Annotated in this window: 12 protein-coding genes and 1 tRNA gene; 6 read left to right on the plus strand and 7 right to left on the minus strand. The window is 68.3% G+C overall.

Features of this window, described 5'->3' with window-relative positions; all coding sequences use genetic code 11:
- Nucleotides 1-18: 18 nt before the first annotated feature.
- Complete coding sequence (locus ACOGI4_RS07625) at nucleotides 19-486, minus strand: PPOX class F420-dependent oxidoreductase (protein WP_419841083.1); 468 nt, start codon at nucleotides 484-486, stop codon at nucleotides 19-21.
- A 210-nt stretch (nucleotides 487-696) separates the two neighbouring features.
- Here ACOGI4_RS07625 and ACOGI4_RS07630 point away from each other — a divergent pair, with 210 nt between their 5' ends.
- A complete protein-coding gene (locus ACOGI4_RS07630) occupies nucleotides 697-3,165 on the plus strand; it encodes a CaiB/BaiF CoA transferase family protein (protein ID WP_419841084.1) in 2,469 nt (822 codons plus the stop codon).
- Here ACOGI4_RS07630 and ACOGI4_RS07635 read toward each other — a convergent pair.
- Nucleotides 3,114-4,469 carry a CapA family protein gene (locus ACOGI4_RS07635; RefSeq protein WP_419841085.1) on the minus strand — a complete coding sequence of 452 codons (1,356 nt, stop codon included), beginning with the start codon at nucleotides 4,467-4,469 and terminating at the stop codon, nucleotides 3,114-3,116. The two genes, ACOGI4_RS07630 and ACOGI4_RS07635, sit on opposite strands and share 52 nt — an antisense overlap.
- Before the next feature lie 224 nt (nucleotides 4,470-4,693).
- Between ACOGI4_RS07635 and ACOGI4_RS07640 the strand changes: the two genes are divergently transcribed.
- A complete protein-coding gene (locus tag ACOGI4_RS07640; RefSeq protein ID WP_419841086.1) occupies nucleotides 4,694-5,860 on the plus strand; it encodes a serine hydrolase domain-containing protein in 1,167 nt (388 codons plus the stop codon).
- Between the two features lie 90 nt (nucleotides 5,861-5,950).
- Here the strand turns inward: ACOGI4_RS07640 and ACOGI4_RS07645 are convergent, their stop codons facing one another.
- The 5 genes from ACOGI4_RS07645 to fabD form a co-directional block, all read right to left on the minus strand.
- Nucleotides 5,951-7,126: a beta-ketoacyl-[acyl-carrier-protein] synthase family protein gene (locus tag ACOGI4_RS07645; RefSeq protein ID WP_419841087.1), complete on the minus strand. Its 1,176-nt coding sequence runs from the start codon at nucleotides 7,124-7,126 to the stop codon at nucleotides 5,951-5,953.
- Between the two features lie 99 nt (nucleotides 7,127-7,225).
- Nucleotides 7,226-7,459: an acyl carrier protein gene (acpP, locus tag ACOGI4_RS07650; protein ID WP_419841088.1), complete on the minus strand. Its 234-nt coding sequence runs from the start codon at nucleotides 7,457-7,459 to the stop codon at nucleotides 7,226-7,228.
- 77 nt (nucleotides 7,460-7,536) lie between these two features.
- Nucleotides 7,537-8,280, minus strand: coding sequence for a 3-oxoacyl-ACP reductase FabG (fabG, locus tag ACOGI4_RS07655; protein WP_419841089.1), 744 nt, complete (start codon nucleotides 8,278-8,280; stop codon nucleotides 7,537-7,539).
- A 98-nt stretch (nucleotides 8,281-8,378) separates the two neighbouring features.
- A complete protein-coding gene (locus ACOGI4_RS07660) occupies nucleotides 8,379-9,344 on the minus strand; it encodes a beta-ketoacyl-ACP synthase III (protein ID WP_419841090.1) in 966 nt (321 codons plus the stop codon).
- 70 nt (nucleotides 9,345-9,414) lie between these two features.
- Entirely contained in the window at nucleotides 9,415-10,608 is a 1,194-nt protein-coding gene (gene fabD, locus ACOGI4_RS07665; RefSeq protein WP_419841091.1) for an ACP S-malonyltransferase, read from the minus strand.
- A 137-nt stretch (nucleotides 10,609-10,745) separates the two neighbouring features.
- Between fabD and ACOGI4_RS07670 the strand changes: the two genes are divergently transcribed.
- The 4 genes from ACOGI4_RS07670 (at nucleotide 10,746) to rpsA (ending at nucleotide 15,869) form a co-directional block, all read left to right on the plus strand.
- Nucleotides 10,746-10,828: transfer RNA gene (locus ACOGI4_RS07670), tRNA-Leu, on the plus strand.
- A 49-nt stretch (nucleotides 10,829-10,877) separates the two neighbouring features.
- On the plus strand, nucleotides 10,878-11,453 hold the full coding sequence (locus ACOGI4_RS07675) for an ANTAR domain-containing response regulator (RefSeq protein WP_419841092.1): 576 nt from the start codon (nucleotides 10,878-10,880) through the stop codon (nucleotides 11,451-11,453).
- A 36-nt stretch (nucleotides 11,454-11,489) separates the two neighbouring features.
- Complete coding sequence (gene polA, locus ACOGI4_RS07680) at nucleotides 11,490-14,225, plus strand: DNA polymerase I (RefSeq protein WP_419841093.1); 2,736 nt, start codon at nucleotides 11,490-11,492, stop codon at nucleotides 14,223-14,225.
- Between the two features lie 306 nt (nucleotides 14,226-14,531).
- On the plus strand, nucleotides 14,532-15,869 hold the full coding sequence (rpsA, locus tag ACOGI4_RS07685) for a 30S ribosomal protein S1 (RefSeq protein WP_419843108.1): 1,338 nt from the start codon (nucleotides 14,532-14,534) through the stop codon (nucleotides 15,867-15,869).
- The last annotated feature ends 47 nt before the right edge of the window (nucleotides 15,870-15,916 follow it).

Consider the following 15,916-nt stretch of genomic DNA (forward strand, 5'->3'; position numbering starts at 1 on the left):
ACTCACGCGAACTGACAGCTAGTCGGCGGCGAGACGGGCGGGGAAGCCGCCCTTGGAGATCGGCCCCCACGAGACGATGTGCAGGCGCAGCAGCACCTTGCCTTGGCGAGTCATGGCTGCCCGATAGTCGTCCCAGTCGGAATGCTCGCCGCTGACGACACGGAAGTACTCCACCAGCCCATCCATGGCCTCCGGCAGGTCCACCACTTCGCCGCGGCATTCCAGCTGCACCCACTCGCCGTTCCATGCATCGGACATCACGACCACCCACGCGCGCTCGTCGCGCCGCAGGTTGAACGACTTGGCCCGCTCGGGATAGCTGGCCACGAGCACTGCGTCGCCGGACTCGCTGAGACCCATGGTCACCAGCGATGCTTGGGGGCGACCGTCCCGACGGAGGGTCAACAGCACTCCACGGTGACGTTCGCGCACGAAGGCTCGCAGTTGGTCGCGCTCCACTCGCCGGTCAGCCGCTATTGTCGCCATCGGGACCTCCTCGCGGATTCTCTCAGGACTGCTCTCTCCCAGTCTCCTCGCTCGTCGAGTCTCGCTGGGCACGCGCCGCGCTGCACGGCGGCGTGGCCTGGCAGGGCGGCGTCGGCATCTGACCTAGCGTCAAGCAGGTAACTCAGCGAGGCTGCGCGCACGTGAGATCATGCGCTGGGGCGGCCACGGGCGAGAGGAGCCGAAGTTCAGATGTTGCAGCACTACAGGGTCTTGGACTTGTGCCAGGGCATCAGTCAGTTCGCGGGCTACCTGCTCGCCAGCCTGGGTGCCGAGGTGATCGCTGTCGAACCGCCCGGCGGTGTGCGCAGCCGACATCTCGGCCCATTCGTCGACGACGAGCCGGACCCGGAGCGCTCGCTGACGCACTGGGCGTTCAACCAGGGCAAGCGCAGCGTCACGGCGGACGTGGCCGGCGATGCGGGCCGGCGGCGACTGCTCGAGCTGGTGCGGGGCGCAGATGCGCTCATCGAGGATGCGCCGGTCGGCCACCTAGCCGCGCTGGGCCTCGGCTATGACGAGCTGGCCGCCGTCAACCCGGCCATCGTCCACGCGTCAATCACGCCCTACGGCTCGACCGGTCCGCGCAGCAGCTGGGCCGGCTCGGACCTCACCGCCGTTGCGGGCAGCGGCTTCCTGCACGCCAGCGGCGACAAGGACCGCGCTCCGGTGCGGGTCTCGGGCGTGCCCCAGAGCTTCCTGCAGGCCGCCGGCGATGCCGCCGCGGCGACCTTGATTGCGCTGCGCGAGGCCCAGCGCAGCGGCCGCGGCCAGCACGTCGACGTCTCCGCGATGGAATCCATGACCCACGGGCAGCCGCAGAACCTGTCGCCTCGGGTGAACGCCAACCCCATCGACCGGCTCGCCGGCGGTCTCAGCCTCGGCGGCATCGACGTGCCGATGATGTTCCCGTGCGCGGACGGCAACACGATCTGCGTCGCGCTGATGGGCGTCGCGTTCGCGCCATACACGCAGCGGCTCGTGGAGTGGGAGGCGCAGGAGGGCTTCGCCGACGAGGAGCTGCAGGCGGTGGACTGGGAAACCGTCGCCCACGAAGTGCTCAGCGGGCAGCGCTCGCCGGAGATCATCGCCAAGTCGTTCGCTACCCACGCTCGCTTCTTGGCGACCAAATCGACGGACGAGCTGTGGGCGGCAGCATTCGACCGAGACCTGCTGATCACCCCGTCCGCGTTGGTCAGCGACCTGCTGACGAACCCGCACTTCGCGCACCGCGGGTTCTGGCGGGACGTCGAGTTCGAGACGGGACGCACGGCGCGCTTCTGCGGCCCGCTGGCCGGCTTCAGCGACGACCCACCCCAGCGCGCGCTCACCGTGCCGCAGCTCGGGGCCGACGACGACCTCATCGGCGCCGAACGGCGGCCCTACGCCGCAGCGGTCGCCGAGCGTGGCGTGGTGCCCGGGTCGCAAGCCGAGCCGTCGAACGAGGGCACATTGCCGCTGACGGGCCTCAAGGTCGTGGAGTTCTCTTGGGTGATCGCCACGCCGTCCGCGGTGCGCATCTTGGCGGACTACGGCGCGACGGTGGTCAAGGTCGAGACCGCGAGCCGTCCCGACACGATGCGCACCGTCAACCCGTTCGTGGACGAAGACCCGCATCCCGACAACAGCGTCGGCTACGGCGTGTACAACGCGGGGAAGCGAAGCCTGAGCTTGGACCTCAGCAATCCGCAGGCGCGTCCAGTGGTGGAGGATCTGATCCGATGGGCGGACATCGTCACGGAGTCGTGGGCGCCAGGTGCTGCCGCGCGCATGGGTTTCGGGTACGACGACTTCTCGACCATCAATCCCGGAATCATCATGCTGTCGAGTTCGCTGTTGGGCCAGACCGGTCCGTACTCGAAGCTCGCCGGCTACGGCTTCATGGCGGCGGCACTGGCCGGGTTCTACGAGATCACCGGATGGCCGGACCGAGGCCCGGCGGGTCCCTACGGCCCGTACACGGACTTCCTGGCGCCGCGGGTCATCGTGGCGGCGCTGATGGCGGCCCTCGAGCGGCGCGACCGCACCGGCACGGGCTGCTGCATCGACGTGTCGCAGACTGAATCGGCCTTGCACTACCTGGCGCCGGCCATCTTGGACGCCTCGATCAATGGCCGTGATCCGCAGCGCTGCGGCAACGACGATCCGCACCTGAGCCCCCACGGCGTGTATCCGAGCTCGGGCGACGATCAGTGGGTGGCCATCGCCTGTACCGACGAGCGATGGTCCGCACTGGCCGCAGCGGTCGGCTTGGGCGATGACGGCGACAGCGAGGGGGCCGTGGGCTGGGATCAGCCCGAGCGGCGATCGCGTGCAGCGCAGATCGATGCGGCCGTCTCGGCGTGGACTGCGCAGCGCAGCACTACCGAAGCGGCCGAGGCGCTGCAGTCCGTCGGCATCGACGCCTACCCGGTGAACAATGCGCAGGGCTGCTGCGACGATCCGCAGCTGCAGGCTCGCGAGCACCACATCGAGGTGCCGCAGAGCCATCGCGGCACGATGTGGACACAGAACTGCCGCACGCGCATGTCCAGGACGCCGGCGGTCGTGCGGCGCGGCGGGCCGTGCCTCGGCGAGGACAACTACGAAGTGCTCACCGAGTTCCTGGGCTACGAAGCTGACCGCGTCGCGGACTTGGCAGCGGCCGAAGTGCTGGGCTGAACGCCGGTCGTCGGTACTGAGGTAGTGGGCGCGGTGGGCGCGGTCGTCGTGGGCGCTGTGGTCGTGGTGGACGGCGCAGTGGTCGGCGGCGCAGTGGTCGGCGGCGCTGATGTCGGGGGAGTCGTGGGTGGCGCAGTGGTCGGCGGCGGCTGGTGTCGAGCGCAGTCGCCGGCGATGATGTCAGCAATCCGGTCGGCCCGCGAACCTGGCGAGACCGGCACCGGCGCGCCGTTGAGGTCGAGCACGTGCGGATGGAACGACCAGCCCGTGATCTCGGCGCCGTCGAAATCGATCTGCAGGACGCCCGTTTCGCCGGTGATGCCGGAGCGGTAGTGCCAGACGAAGTTGCCGAGCGAGTAGGCCACGAGCTTCCCGTCGTCGAAGGCCACCGGCTGAAGCACATGGGGATGATGGCCCACCACCGCATCGGCGCCGCTGCGCAGCAGTTCCTGCGCGAGGTCGCGCTGACGACGATTCGGGCACGTCGTGCGCTCGATGCCCCAGTGGACTGCTGCAATGACCACGTCGGCGTCTCGGGCAGCCGAGCGGACGCTCGCGAGCACCCGGTCGCGCTCGTAGGCCGAGGCGATGCCGGGCCGTGAATCGCTCGCTGGGAAGCCGTGCGGAACGACCAGAGAGGCACCCACGAATGCCACTCGCAGGCCGGGCCGCACCTCGATGACGCGATGTCGGTAGGCATCGGTGCCGGTTGAGCCTGCGCCGAGCGCAATCACGCCTCGGGCTTCGAGGTGGTCAACGGTGTCGGTCAACGCTTCGGTGCCGTAGTCCATGGCGTGGTTGTTCGCCAGGTTGGCGACGTCCACGCCGGCGGCAGCGATGCGGTCGGCTGCGGTAGGCGGTGCCCGGAACACGAACCTCTTGTCCGCGGCTCGACCGCGTGCGCTGATCACCATCTCCGCGTTGACGATGGCGATGTCGGCTGTTCGCAGCGCCGGCTCGATGTCGGCGAACGGATCGATGCCGGCTGCTTCGCTGCGATCCATGAGCACGTCGCCGCCTGTCAGCAGCGTCCACCTCGCATCAGGCTGGGTCGTCGGGGGCTGCGTCTTGGGAATCTGGGCAGCCGGGGTATCGGTCGTCGCCGCTTGGATCGCCGCCACTGGCGCCGGCGGCGGCCCGTCATCGTCGTGGATCAGCAATGGCGTGGCTGTCGGCTGGGCGACGGCAGGCGTCGAGGCCGACGTCGGCGGGGGAGGAGCAACCCGCAACGGGCTGCTGGCGCACCCCACGCCGGCCGCGAACAGGCCTGCACAGCCGAGGGCGACCGCTCGCAGTCCCACCACGGCAGGCACCCTACGGCCGACCGACGGCGCGCATCACCGCCGGTCGCGTCCCGCGCCCTGCTGGGTACGCGCTATTGGCGCACCGCACTACTGTTGAGCAGCAGGGCTGTGCGCACGCACCCATGTCGTGCCGGTCGTCCCCTCTCGTCGGCGCCGTAGCCGATGGCCGGGGCCCGGCAGTGGGACTGTCGCGCGGTTCGTCCTCGAGCGAGCAGGAGTCGGAGATGACGTTGGCAGACACCGCGCAGGGAATTCTGGATCGGGGAGTCGCAGACGGCGATGTGGTCGGCGCGGTGGCGAGCGTCATCGGGCCGGACGGCGTGATCTGCTCAGCCGCGGCAGGCACCCGCGGTGCCGGCAGCGACATCGCCATGAGTTCGGACACCGTGTGCTGGATTGCGTCGATGACCAAAGCCATCACCGGCACCGCCGCGATGCAGCTCGTCGAGCAGGGCAAGCTCTCGCTCGACGATCCGGGCGCGGAGGTGCTGCCGCTGCTGGGCGAACTCGAAGTGCTGACCGGCTTCGACCCAGACGGCAAACCGGTCACGCGGCAGCGCAAGGGCGACATCACGCTGCGCCACCTGCTGACCCACACCTCCGGCATGGGCTACGACATCTGGAGCGCTGAACTCGGCCAGTACGCGGAGGCCACCGGCACGCCCGGTGTCATCGAGTGCCAGAAGGCGACCCTGCGCATGCCGCTGCTGTTCGACCCCGGCGACCGCTGGTTCTACGGCACCGGCATCGACTGCGCAGGCCAGATGGTGGAGGCAGCCTCGGGACTGTCGCTCGGTGCCTACCTGGCCGAGCACGTCTTCGAACCGCTGGGCATGTCCGACACGGCCTTCAAGATCAGCGACGACATGCGTTCCCGCCTCTCGGCGATGCACACCCGCACCGACGACGGCACGCTGGTCGAGATGCCTTTCGAGATCCCGCAGGAACCGGAGTTCGAGATGGGCGGCGGCGGCCTCTACTCCACGCTGGACGACTACTGCCGCTTCTTGGCCATGATGCTGAACGGCGGCAGCTTGGGGGGCAACCAGATCGTGACGCCGGAGACTCACGCGCAGATGACCGCCAATGCGATGGGCGACGTGCGCGTCACGAAGCTCGTGACTGCGGCGCCGCCGTTCTCCTTCGACGCAGAGTTCTTCCCAGGCGTGGAGAAGTCGTGGGGCCTCACCTTCCAGATCAACGAGGCGCCCGCGCCCACCGGCCGACCCGCTGGTGGACTCATGTGGGCCGGTCTGGCCAACTCGTACTTCTGGATCGACTTGGCGAACCAGGTCGCGGGCTGCTACATCAGCCAGCAAGTGCCGTTCGCCGACCCGCGTTCCTACGGGCTGTACGAGGCGATCGAGACCGCCGCCTACGCCGAGCTGTAGCCGCCGGATCGGGACTGCCGGTCGGCAGACCGATCGGCGCAAGGCGGCGAGCTGGGGCACAGCCGGCGACCGGACCCCAGAGATTGACCCTCAGGCCGGGCCGAGCACGATGCAGCCGTTGTGGCCGCCGAAGCCGAACGAATTGCTGAGCGACGGGCCGGGTTCCCAATCCGCGGCCGGTCCGGTCACCAAACGGAACTCGGCCAGGTCCGGATCGGGCGTGGTGCAGCCCGCCGTTGCGGGGATCTTGCGGTGGCGCATCGCCAGCAGCACCGCAGTTGCCTCCAATGCGCCGGCTGCGCCGAGGGCGTGCCCGGTGACCCCCTTGGTCGAGGTCACCAGCGGGCCGTGCGGGCCGAACAGCCGGTGGAGCGCCTCCGCCTCGGCAGCGTCGTTCAGCGGGGTGGAGGTGCCGTGCGCGTTCACGTGGACGATGTCATCAGGCGTGAGGTCTGCGTCCTCGATGGCCAGTTGCATGCAGCGAAGTGCGCCTGCGCCGCCCGGCGCCGGCGCAGTGATGTGGTGGGCGTCGGCATTCGACGCAGTGCCGAGGACCTCGCCGAAGACTTCGGCGCCTCGGGCGACGGCCGAGCCCCACTCTTCGAGCACCAGCGTCGCAGCGCCTTCGGCCATCATGAAGCCGTCCCGATGCTTGTCGAACGGCATCGACACACCGCTGGTCGACAGCGCCGTCATGTTGACGAAGCCGGCGGTGCCTACAGGCGTCATCACCGACTCGCAGCCGCCGGCCACGATGACGTCCGCAGCGCCGCAGCGAATGAGCCGCGTTGCGTAGCCGATGGCGTGGGTTCCCGCTGCGCACGCCGTCGTGAGGACCTCGCACGGGCCGGCCAAACCGTGCCTCATGGAGATGGCAGCGGCGGGGGCGTTCGGCATCATCATCGGGATCATGAACGGCGACACCCGCCGAGCGCCCTTGCGATCCAGCACGAGCACTTGGTCCTCGAATGTCTGCAACCCGCCGACACCCGTGCCGAAGATCACCCCGCAGCGATCAGGGCCGGCCGCCAGCTCGCCGGCCGATGCGATCGCCTGCGCCGCCGAGGCCAAGGCGAGCTGCACGGACCGATCAGTGCGCCGGGCTTCCTTGGGATTGTCGAAGTACAGCGACGGATCGAAATCGGCGACGCGTCGCTCGCCTTGCGGCGGCTCGGTGTTCAGACCGGTCCAGAAGTCGTCGATGCCGATGCCGGCGGACGACACCACGCCGAGTCCGACGACAGCGACTCGACGGTCTGGGCTCATGCAGTGAGGCTCATGCAGTGCCTATTGCTGCTCATTCGACGCTCATCCGCCGGTGCTCGCTGGGACCCACATCTTCGGACACAGGTCACTGGCCCTCAGTCACAGCTTGGACTCGACCAGCTGAATCGCATGGGCGACGGTGCTGACGTCTTCCAGTTCTTCCTCGTCCACGCTGATGTCGAACTCCTCTTCCAACGCCATCACCAGCTCGACCAGGTCCAGGCTGTCCGCGTCGAGGTCGTCGGCGAAGCTGGCCTCGGGCGTGACCTGCTCGGCATCCACGGCAAGCACCTCGACGGCGCAGCTGCGGAATCGATCCAACGTGTCACTCATGCTGATCCCCTCATGTGTAGGCGGTCACGCGCACGAGGCCCCAGCGGCCGTGCGAATGCGCAGTGTAGGTCGTGCAGTCAGTGACCCATGCCGAGGCCGCCGTCGACCGGAATCACCGCACCGGTGACGAATGCTGCGCTGTCGGATGCCAAGAACGCCGCGACGGCGGCGATCTCGGACGGTTCCGCTACCCGTCCCAGCGGCACGGCCTCTACGACTGCGGCTTGCTGGTCGTGATGCAGAGCGCCGAACATGTCGGTGGCGACCGGCCCGGGCGCCACGACGTTGGCCGTGATGCCGCGCGAACCGAGTTCTCGAGCCAGCGACCGTGCCATGCCCACCAGGCCTGCTTTGGCAGCGGCGTAGTTGACCTGACCGGCCGAGCCCAGCAGCCCGACCACCGACGACACGAAGATCAGTCGCCCCCAGCGTGCTCGCAGCATGGGCCGGGCGGCCCGCTTGGCCATGCGGTAGGCACCGGTCAGGTTCGTGTTCACGACCGCTGCGAAATCCTCGTCGGCCATGCGCAGCACGAGCTGGTCGCGAGTGATTCCCGCATTCGCGACCAAGATCTCCACGGGGCCCAGCTCCGCCTGGACGACCTCGTAGGCGGCGTCGACTGCCTCGCTGTCGGCTTGATCGCATGCCACCCACATCAGACGGTCGTCGGCAGGCGCCTCGGTGCGGCTGGTGACTGCGACACGGTGCCCGGCGTCGGCGAACAGCTGGGCAGTGGCCAATCCGATGCCTCGGCTGCCGCCGGTCACCAGCACCGTGCGTGCGGTCGGCGGCTGCAGATCTGCGGTACGCGGTGCTTGCATTGCTGCTCCGAGCCGGTCTTGAGGGTCCCGGTCTTCAGGATGCCCGATCTTGCGGATGCCCGGTCTTCGGCGTGCCGGAGCTTGAGGATGCCCGGTCTTCAGGATGCTCGGGCCGGGGCACCCGACCAGCGCAGCAGCATCGAGGCCGAGGTCATGCCGGCGCCGAATCCGACCAGCAGCACGTTGTCGCCGGCATGGACTCGGCCGCCGCGCACGGCGTCGTCGAGTGCAAGCGGGATGGAGGCCGACGAGGTGTTGCCCGTTCGCTCGATCACCATGGCCGCTTTCTCGAACGGAATGCGCAGCCGTTTGCACGCCGTCTCCACGATGCGCACATTGGCTTGGTGGGGCACGACCACGTCGATGTCCTCGGCAGTGAGGCCGGCCTGCTTCATGGACTGGCGTGCCGACTCTTCCATCACCAGCACGGCCTTCTTGAACACTGCTTGGCCTGCCATCTGGATGTAGCCGCCGTGGTCGCAGTACAGGTGCTCTTCCATGGTGCCGTCGCTGGCGACGTGCCATCCGAGGAGGTCCGAGCCCAGCTCGCTGCGCTCGAGCACCGCAGCACCTGCACCGTCGGCGAAGAGAATGCAGGTGGCCCGATCGGTCCAGTCGGTGATGCGCGACAGCACTTCGGCGCCGATGACCAGCACCCGCTCGTGGCCCATCGCGATCAAGCCGTGGCCGGTCGCGAGTGCATAGACGAAGCCTGAGCATGCGGCATTTACGTCCATGGCGCCGCAGTCGAGGCCGAGTGTCTGCTGCACCCGCGACGACGACGCCGGGACGCAGCGGTCCGGGGTGGTCGTGGCCAAGATGAGCATGTCGATGCTCGACGGATCGACACCGGCGACCTCCAGCGCCGCCGCGCCGGCGCGTGCAGCCAAGCCGGCGGTGGTGCCGCCGATGTTCCGCTGCTTGATGCCGGTGCGCTCGGTGATCCACTCATCGGAGGTGTCGACCATCTCGGAGAGTTCCTCGTTGGTGAGCGTCCGCTCCCCGAGCGCGGTGCCGATGCCCACCATCCGCGCATTCGATGCAGTTCGCGCGCTGAGCGTCATCAGCGGCCCCCCCCTTCAGCTTGACGTCTGATCCGACTCGCAGTCTGCGCTTGCGCTCTGCGTGCGCCCGTCAGCCGACGGACGAGGTCCGCAGCCACGCAACGGGCTGCCGTGCGGTCACCCGTTCGCCTTCTGCGGCCATGATGCCCATGACAGTACCCGCGAACGAGGAGCGCACTTCTTCGCCGGCAACGTAGCCGACCACATCGCCCACCCCGATGTGCTGACCGTTGCCGATGTCGGGGCTGAGCGCGAAGATTCCGGCGCACGGGCTCACAATGAGGCGCTCGGTGACGTACAGGTTCTCTCCGCCCAGCACAATCGGCGCGGTCGGTGCTGTGGGCGCGTCCTTGGCGAGCATTTCCATCAGCTGGTCGATCTCGGCAGGCGCTGTGACCGACACCGACGTGGCATCTCGATGGATCCGGCGGGTCATGCCGGTGAGCACCCGCCCTGGGCCGAGCTCGACGAACGTGGCGACTCCGGCATCGGCCAGCGCATGCATGCTGGCACGCCACAGCACCGGACTCGTGAGCTGCTGTGCCAGCAGCGTGCGCCACTCGTCGGCGTCGGACCGCAGGCATGCGTCGACGTTCGCGGCGACCGGCACGCTCGGCGCCCGAATCTCGACTTCGGCCAGCGCTTTGCGCAGTCGTTCCTTGGCCGGCGCCATGTACGGCGTGTGGAATGCTCCGCCCACGGGCAGTGCCATGAGCCGCTTTGCGCCCGCCGCCTTCGCTTCGTCGCCGGCGACGGCGACCGCGTCAGGTGCGCCGGCTATGACCACTTGGCCGGGGGCGTTGTAGTTGGCGACCCAGACGTCGCCGAGCGTGGCATCGCAGGCCTCTGCGACGAGATCGTCGTCGAGGCCCAGCACCGCCGCCATCGTCCCGTGCTGCTCGTCGGCTGCAACTTGCATCGCCTCGCCGCGCTCGGCAACGAGGCGCACCGCGTCGTCGTAGGCCAAGGCGCCGGTTGCCGTCAGCGCGCTGTACTCGCCCAAGGAATGCCCGGCGGCACAGTCGAAGGTGGCACCGGTGCGCTCGACCGCATCGAGCACCACCATCGACAGCACGAAGGTGGACAGTTGCGAGTTGCGCGTATGGCGCAGCTCGTCGGCCTCGGCCTCCAGCAGCAGCGCAGCGACATCACGCCCGCAGGCGTCGGAGGCCTCGGCTACCAGCTCCCATGACGCATGCGACGTCCAGGCTGCCCCCATGCCGGGCTGCTGTGAGCCCTGACCCGGGAATGTGAATGCGAGCACTCGGCCTCCTCCGCGTCACTGCAATGGACGCCGGGCTTGCGGTCGGGTATCATTGACTGCGCAAGGGTAGACGGCTGTTCGGGCCACGCGCGATGCTTCGGGAGATACGCTCGCGCGTTATCTGCGCCGTGCCCAAAGCCCGGGTGGTGAAATGGCAGACACGGGGGACTCAAAATCCTCTGCCCGCTAGGGCGTGCGGGTTCGAATCCCGCCCCGGGCACCCAGCCGGCCAGGCCAGCCAGCGGTGTGGTCCCCCGAGGGGAGTGTGAGTGCCCAAGCGAGTCGTGATCGCAGAGGACGAAGCCATCATTCGGCTGGATCTGCGCGAAATGCTCGAAGACGAGGGCTACGTCGTCGTGGCCGAGACCGGTCGCGGCGACGAGGCAGTGGAGCTCGCACGGCGGCATCGGCCAGAAGTGTGCATCTTCGACATCCAGATGCCAGGTCGCGACGGGCTCGATGCGGCACGCGAAGTGGCAGGCGACAGACACTCCGCAGTGCTCATTCTCACTGCATTCAGCAAACGCCATCTCATCGCCGAGGCACGCGATGCCGGCGTGCTCTCGTACTTGGTGAAACCGTTTCAGCGCGACGAGCTGGTCTCGGCCATCGAGGTGGCGTGGGGGCGCTTCACCGAGATGAGAGCACTCGAGGACGCGGTCGAGAGCCTCGAGGAGAAGCTGGAGACCCGCAAGGCGGTGGACCGCGCGAAGGGCTGTCTCATGGACGACTATCGGTTGTCGGAGCGCGATGCGTTCGAGTTCATCCGCACGACGGCGATGGCCAACCGATCGAGCATGGGCGACATTGCGCAGCAGATCGTGGACGGACTGCTGACCCCCTGAGCCTGCCCGCCGACCGGCACTGCTGGGAGATCCTCCATGTCCAAGCTCCTCCTGCTCGACGGGAACTCGCTCACCTATCGGGCCTACTTCGCTGTTCCCGAGGACATGGCAACGCGTTCGGGGCAGCGCACCGGCGCGGTGTTCGGGTTCACCTCGATGCTCATCAACCTGGTGCGGGACCATCGTCCGGACGCGATCGCCGTGTGCTTCGACCGGCCGGAGCCGACATTTCGCCACGCAGCAGAACCGGCCTACAAGGCGCATCGCGACGAGACGCCGGCAACGCTCGTCGATCAGCTCGGACTGGTGCGCCAGGTGCTCGAATCGCTGAGCATTCCGGCGCTGGACTGCGCCGGCTACGAGGCCGACGACCTGCTGGCGACATTGGCATCGGCAGCGGAGCGACGCGGCGACGACGTGCTGATCGTCAGCGGCGACCGCGACGTGTACCAGCTCGTGCGCGACCCCAAGGTGCGGGTGCTCTACAACCGGCGGGGCGTCACCGACTACTCGCTCTACGACGAAGCAGGCATCGTCGAGCGCACCGGCGTCACCCCGGATCTCTACGTGCAGTACGCCGCGCTGCGCGGCGATCCTTCCGACAATCTGCCTGGCGTGCCCGGCGTGGGGGAGAAGACGGCTGCCAAGCTGCTCAACAAGTACGGCAGCGTCGAGGCACTGCTGGCTGCGACAGCCGAGCAGACGCCGAAGCTCGCGCAGAACCTGGCGGCACACAGTCACAACGTACGGCGCAACGTCGGCTTGATGACGTTGCGATCCGACGTCCCCGTCGAGATCGGACCGGACGAACTCCGCTGGGACGACTTCGACGCTGAACTCGCCGTGCGGACGTTCGAGTTCCTGGAATTCGACAGCTTGCTCGCTCGTCTGCGTGACGCACTGGCCGGGACACCCATGGGCGCACTGGCCGCGCCCGCCACAGCCGCGGCCGAGACGGTACGGCTTGCCGACCTGCAACTGCTTCCCGTCGATGTCGAGGCTGATCTGCCCGGCGCCGGCGTCGCGGCGCTGCTGGGCGAGCTGTCGCGCCGCGACGAACCGGTCTCGCTGGGATTCACGATTCGGCCTGACGGCACCGTGGGCGCGTTGGCGGTGGCGGTGGACCCCTGCGCGGGAACCGTGCTGGCGCTCGGCGACGACGAGCTGGCCGTGCCCGCGATCGCCGACACGCTCGGTCGTCTGCTCGGGGCTGACGGTCCCGGCGTTCACGTCCATCACGCAAAGCTCCTGATGCGAGCGCTCGCTCGACGGTCCGGCGAGCCGGACGCCGGCGCCGCGCTCGCGGGCCTCGCCCTCGACACGTCGATCGCCGCTTATCTCCTCCACCCGTCGGACGGGCGTGAGGAGCTGAGCATGCTGCTCGCGCGCCATTGCGGTGCGCAGCCGGCCGACGAGGGCACCCGCGGCCAGCTGGACTTCGAACGGCCAGCCGCCGACGGCATCTCGAGCGCCGTTGAGGCCGGTCGCGATGCGCTCGCCGTGGCGACGCTGGCGCCGGTGCTGGGCCAACAGCTCGAGCACTTCGGCATGCGCGACCTGTATTGGCGCATCGAACGCCCGCTCATCTCGGTGCTGGCCCGCATGGAAGCCGCCGGCATCGGCGTGGACCGCGGCGAGCTGGAGTCGCTGCGCGACCACCTCACCGGCGAAGTGCACGCGCTCGAGGTGCAGGTGCGCCGGCTGGCCGGACGTGACGACCTCAACGTCAACTCGCCCAAGCAGCTGGCAGACGTGCTCTTCGGGGGCCTCGGGCTGACGCCGCAGCGCAAGACCAAGACCGGCTACTCCACCAGCGCCGCGGCGCTGGAGGCCCTGCAAGGAGCGCATCCCATCGTGGAGCGGCTGCTGGCATACCGGGCGGCGGAGAAGCTGCGATCCACCTACGGCGTCAGCCTGCTCGAATGCGTCGAGCCCGACGGCAGAATCCATGCCACGTTCAACCAGACGGTGGCGCGTACGGGCCGGCTCAGCTCCGAAGACCCGAATCTGCACAACATCCCGGTTCGTTCCGAACAGGGCCGCTTGTTCCGTCGAGCCTTCGTGCCGGCCGAGGGCCACGAGCTGCTGATCGCCGACTACAACCAGATTGAGCTTCGGGTCATTGCGCACCTCTCCGGCGACCCGGGCCTGGTGGGTGCATTCGAGGCAGGCGAGGACATTCACAGCGCCACAGCGGCATCGCTGTTCGGCGTCAGCGCTGCCGAGGTCGACCCGCGCCAGCGGTCGGTGGCGAAGATGGTGAGCTACGGGTTGGCCTACGGCATGGAGGCATACGGCCTGGGTCAACGCCTCGGTGTGCCCACCGGCGAGGCAGCGGAGATCTTGGACGCCTACTTCGAGGCGTTTCCCAAGGTGCGCTCGTTCATGGAGGAGGTGGTGGCCCAAAGCCGCGAACGGGGCTACACCGAGACGGCATTCGGTCGACGCCGTCCGCTGCCCGAGCTGACGTCCCGCAATTTCCGCGTACGCCAAGCCGCCGAGCGACAGGCCATGAACGCACCGATTCAAGGCCTCGCGGCCGACATCTTCAAGGTGGCGCTGATTCGACTGGACGAAGCGCTGCGAGCGCGCTCCGCAGATGCCCGCCTGGTGTTGCAGGTACACGACGAAGTCATCCTGGAGGTGCGTTCCTGCGACACCGCCGCAGTGACCGAGTTGACGGTCGACACCATGCGCACTGCCGCCGATCTGGCGGTGCCGCTGGATGTGCATGTCGCGGTCGGTGCCACGTGGGCAGATGCCAAGCCATGACCTCATCCGTTGCCAGGCCGGTAGCCTGTCGGCGCGCTGGCAGCGGCATGCTCGGCCGTGCGCGCCCGTGTTCCCGACCTGAGCGTTTCCTCTGTGACCGACACCACTGCCCATGCTCCAGACCTCGATCTCCCGTCCGGCGACCATGCCGCAGAGATCCCGCCGGACCCGCTGGCCGGCCGCAGCTTGGGAGACTCTGTGCTCGACAGTGGGCTCGACGGCGGACTTGACGGCGGGCGGGCTGATGAGGGGAGCAATGGCGCCTCCAACGGTGGCTTCGGCACCTTCACCGATGCGGGCGACTACGTGCCGCGGACCGTCACCGAAGACGATCTCGGCGACACCTCGTTCGAGGACGCAGTGGCACGGACCATCGTCGAGTTCGACGACGGCGACATCGTGGCCGGCACCATCGTGCGGGTCGACCGCGACGAGGTGCTGCTGGACATTGGCTTCAAGTCCGAGGGCGTCATCCCGTCGAAAGAGCTCTCGATCCGCCACGACGTGGATCCGTCTGAGGTCGTGGAGATCGGCGATCAGATCGAAGCGCTCGTTCTCCAAAAGGAGGACCTCGAAGGCCGGCTGGTGCTGTCCAAGAAGCGCGCGCAGTATGAGCGTGCCTGGGGTCGCATCGAGGAGATCCGCGAGTCCGACGGCATCGTCAAGGGTCCCGTCATCGAGGTAGTGAAGGGCGGCTTGATCGTCGACATCGGATTGAGGGGCTTCTTGCCGGCGTCGCTGGTCGAGCTCCGCCGGGTCCGCGATCTGGCACCGTATGTGGGCCGCGAACTCGAAGCCAAGATCATCGAGCTGGACAAGAACCGCAACAACGTCGTGCTCAGCCGACGTGCCTGGCTGGAAGAGAGCCTCAAGGAGGAGCGCGAGGGCTTCCTGCGAGACCTTCAGCGCGGTGAGCGACGCACCGGCCGCGTCTCCTCGGTGGTCAGCTTCGGGGCCTTCGTCGACCTCGGCGGCATGGACGGCCTCATCCACGTGTCGGAGCTGTCGTGGAAGCATGTCGATCACCCCAGCTCGGTGGTCAGCATCGGTGACGAAGTGAACGTGGAGGTGCTGGAGATCGACCGTGAACGCGAGCGCATCTCGCTGTCGCTCAAGGCGACTCAGCAGGATCCGTGGGAGGTGTTCGCGGGTTCTCACCGGGTCGAGGAGCTGGTCTATGGCCGCGTCACCAAGCTGGTGCCGTTCGGTGCGTTCGTGCAAGTCGGCGACGGCATCGAGGGCTTGGTACACATCTCGGAGATGTCGGCACACCATGTCGAGCTGCCCGAGCAGGTAGTGACCCCAGGCGAAGAGCTCTGGGTGAAGATCATCGATCTCGATCTGCAGCGCCGCCGCATCAGCCTGTCGATCAAGCAGGCAGCCGAGGGCGGCGTGGTGGCCGAGGAGTACCGCGAGGCGTTCGGCGACCACGCCTACGACGAGGAAGGCAACTTCATCGGCGAGTTCAGCTACGAGACGGCTGCCGAAGGCGAGGAGTCAGAGGCAGAACGGGCGTGGCGCGAGTACTACGAGGAGCACGGCGAGGAGGCGTACCGCCAAGCGCTCGCCCACTATGAGAACCAAGGGGCCGACGGCGCCGACGCGGCCGATCCCGCGGCCACCGCTGCAGCGAGCGACCGCTAGCTCCGCCTCACCGGTCCCGACGGGCCCGCCGGGTCGGACGCCGCTTG

It is taken from the genome of Candidatus Poriferisodalis sp. (assembly GCF_965205175.1).
Lineage (GTDB): Bacteria > Actinomycetota > Acidimicrobiia > Acidimicrobiales > Poriferisodalaceae > Poriferisodalis.

What these genes read in the sequence shown, in the direction of transcription:
- acpP (WP_419841088.1), bottom strand. Translation starts at nt 7,459, where the DNA reads ATGAGTGACACGTTGGATCGATTCCGCAGCTGCGCCGTCGAGGTGCTT.
- ACOGI4_RS07645 (WP_419841087.1), bottom strand. Translation starts at nt 7,126, where the DNA reads ATGAGCCCAGACCGTCGAGTCGCTGTCGTCGGACTCGGCGTGGTGTCG.
- ACOGI4_RS07660 (WP_419841090.1), bottom strand. Translation starts at nt 9,344, where the DNA reads ATGACGCTCAGCGCGCGAACTGCATCGAATGCGCGGATGGTGGGCATC.
- ACOGI4_RS07630 (WP_419841084.1), top strand. Translation starts at nt 697, where the DNA reads ATGTTGCAGCACTACAGGGTCTTGGACTTGTGCCAGGGCATCAGTCAG.
- polA (WP_419841093.1), top strand. Translation starts at nt 11,490, where the DNA reads ATGTCCAAGCTCCTCCTGCTCGACGGGAACTCGCTCACCTATCGGGCC.
- fabG (WP_419841089.1), bottom strand. Translation starts at nt 8,280, where the DNA reads ATGCAAGCACCGCGTACCGCAGATCTGCAGCCGCCGACCGCACGCACG.
- ACOGI4_RS07625 (WP_419841083.1), bottom strand. Translation starts at nt 486, where the DNA reads ATGGCGACAATAGCGGCTGACCGGCGAGTGGAGCGCGACCAACTGCGA.
- ACOGI4_RS07640 (WP_419841086.1), top strand. Translation starts at nt 4,694, where the DNA reads ATGACGTTGGCAGACACCGCGCAGGGAATTCTGGATCGGGGAGTCGCA.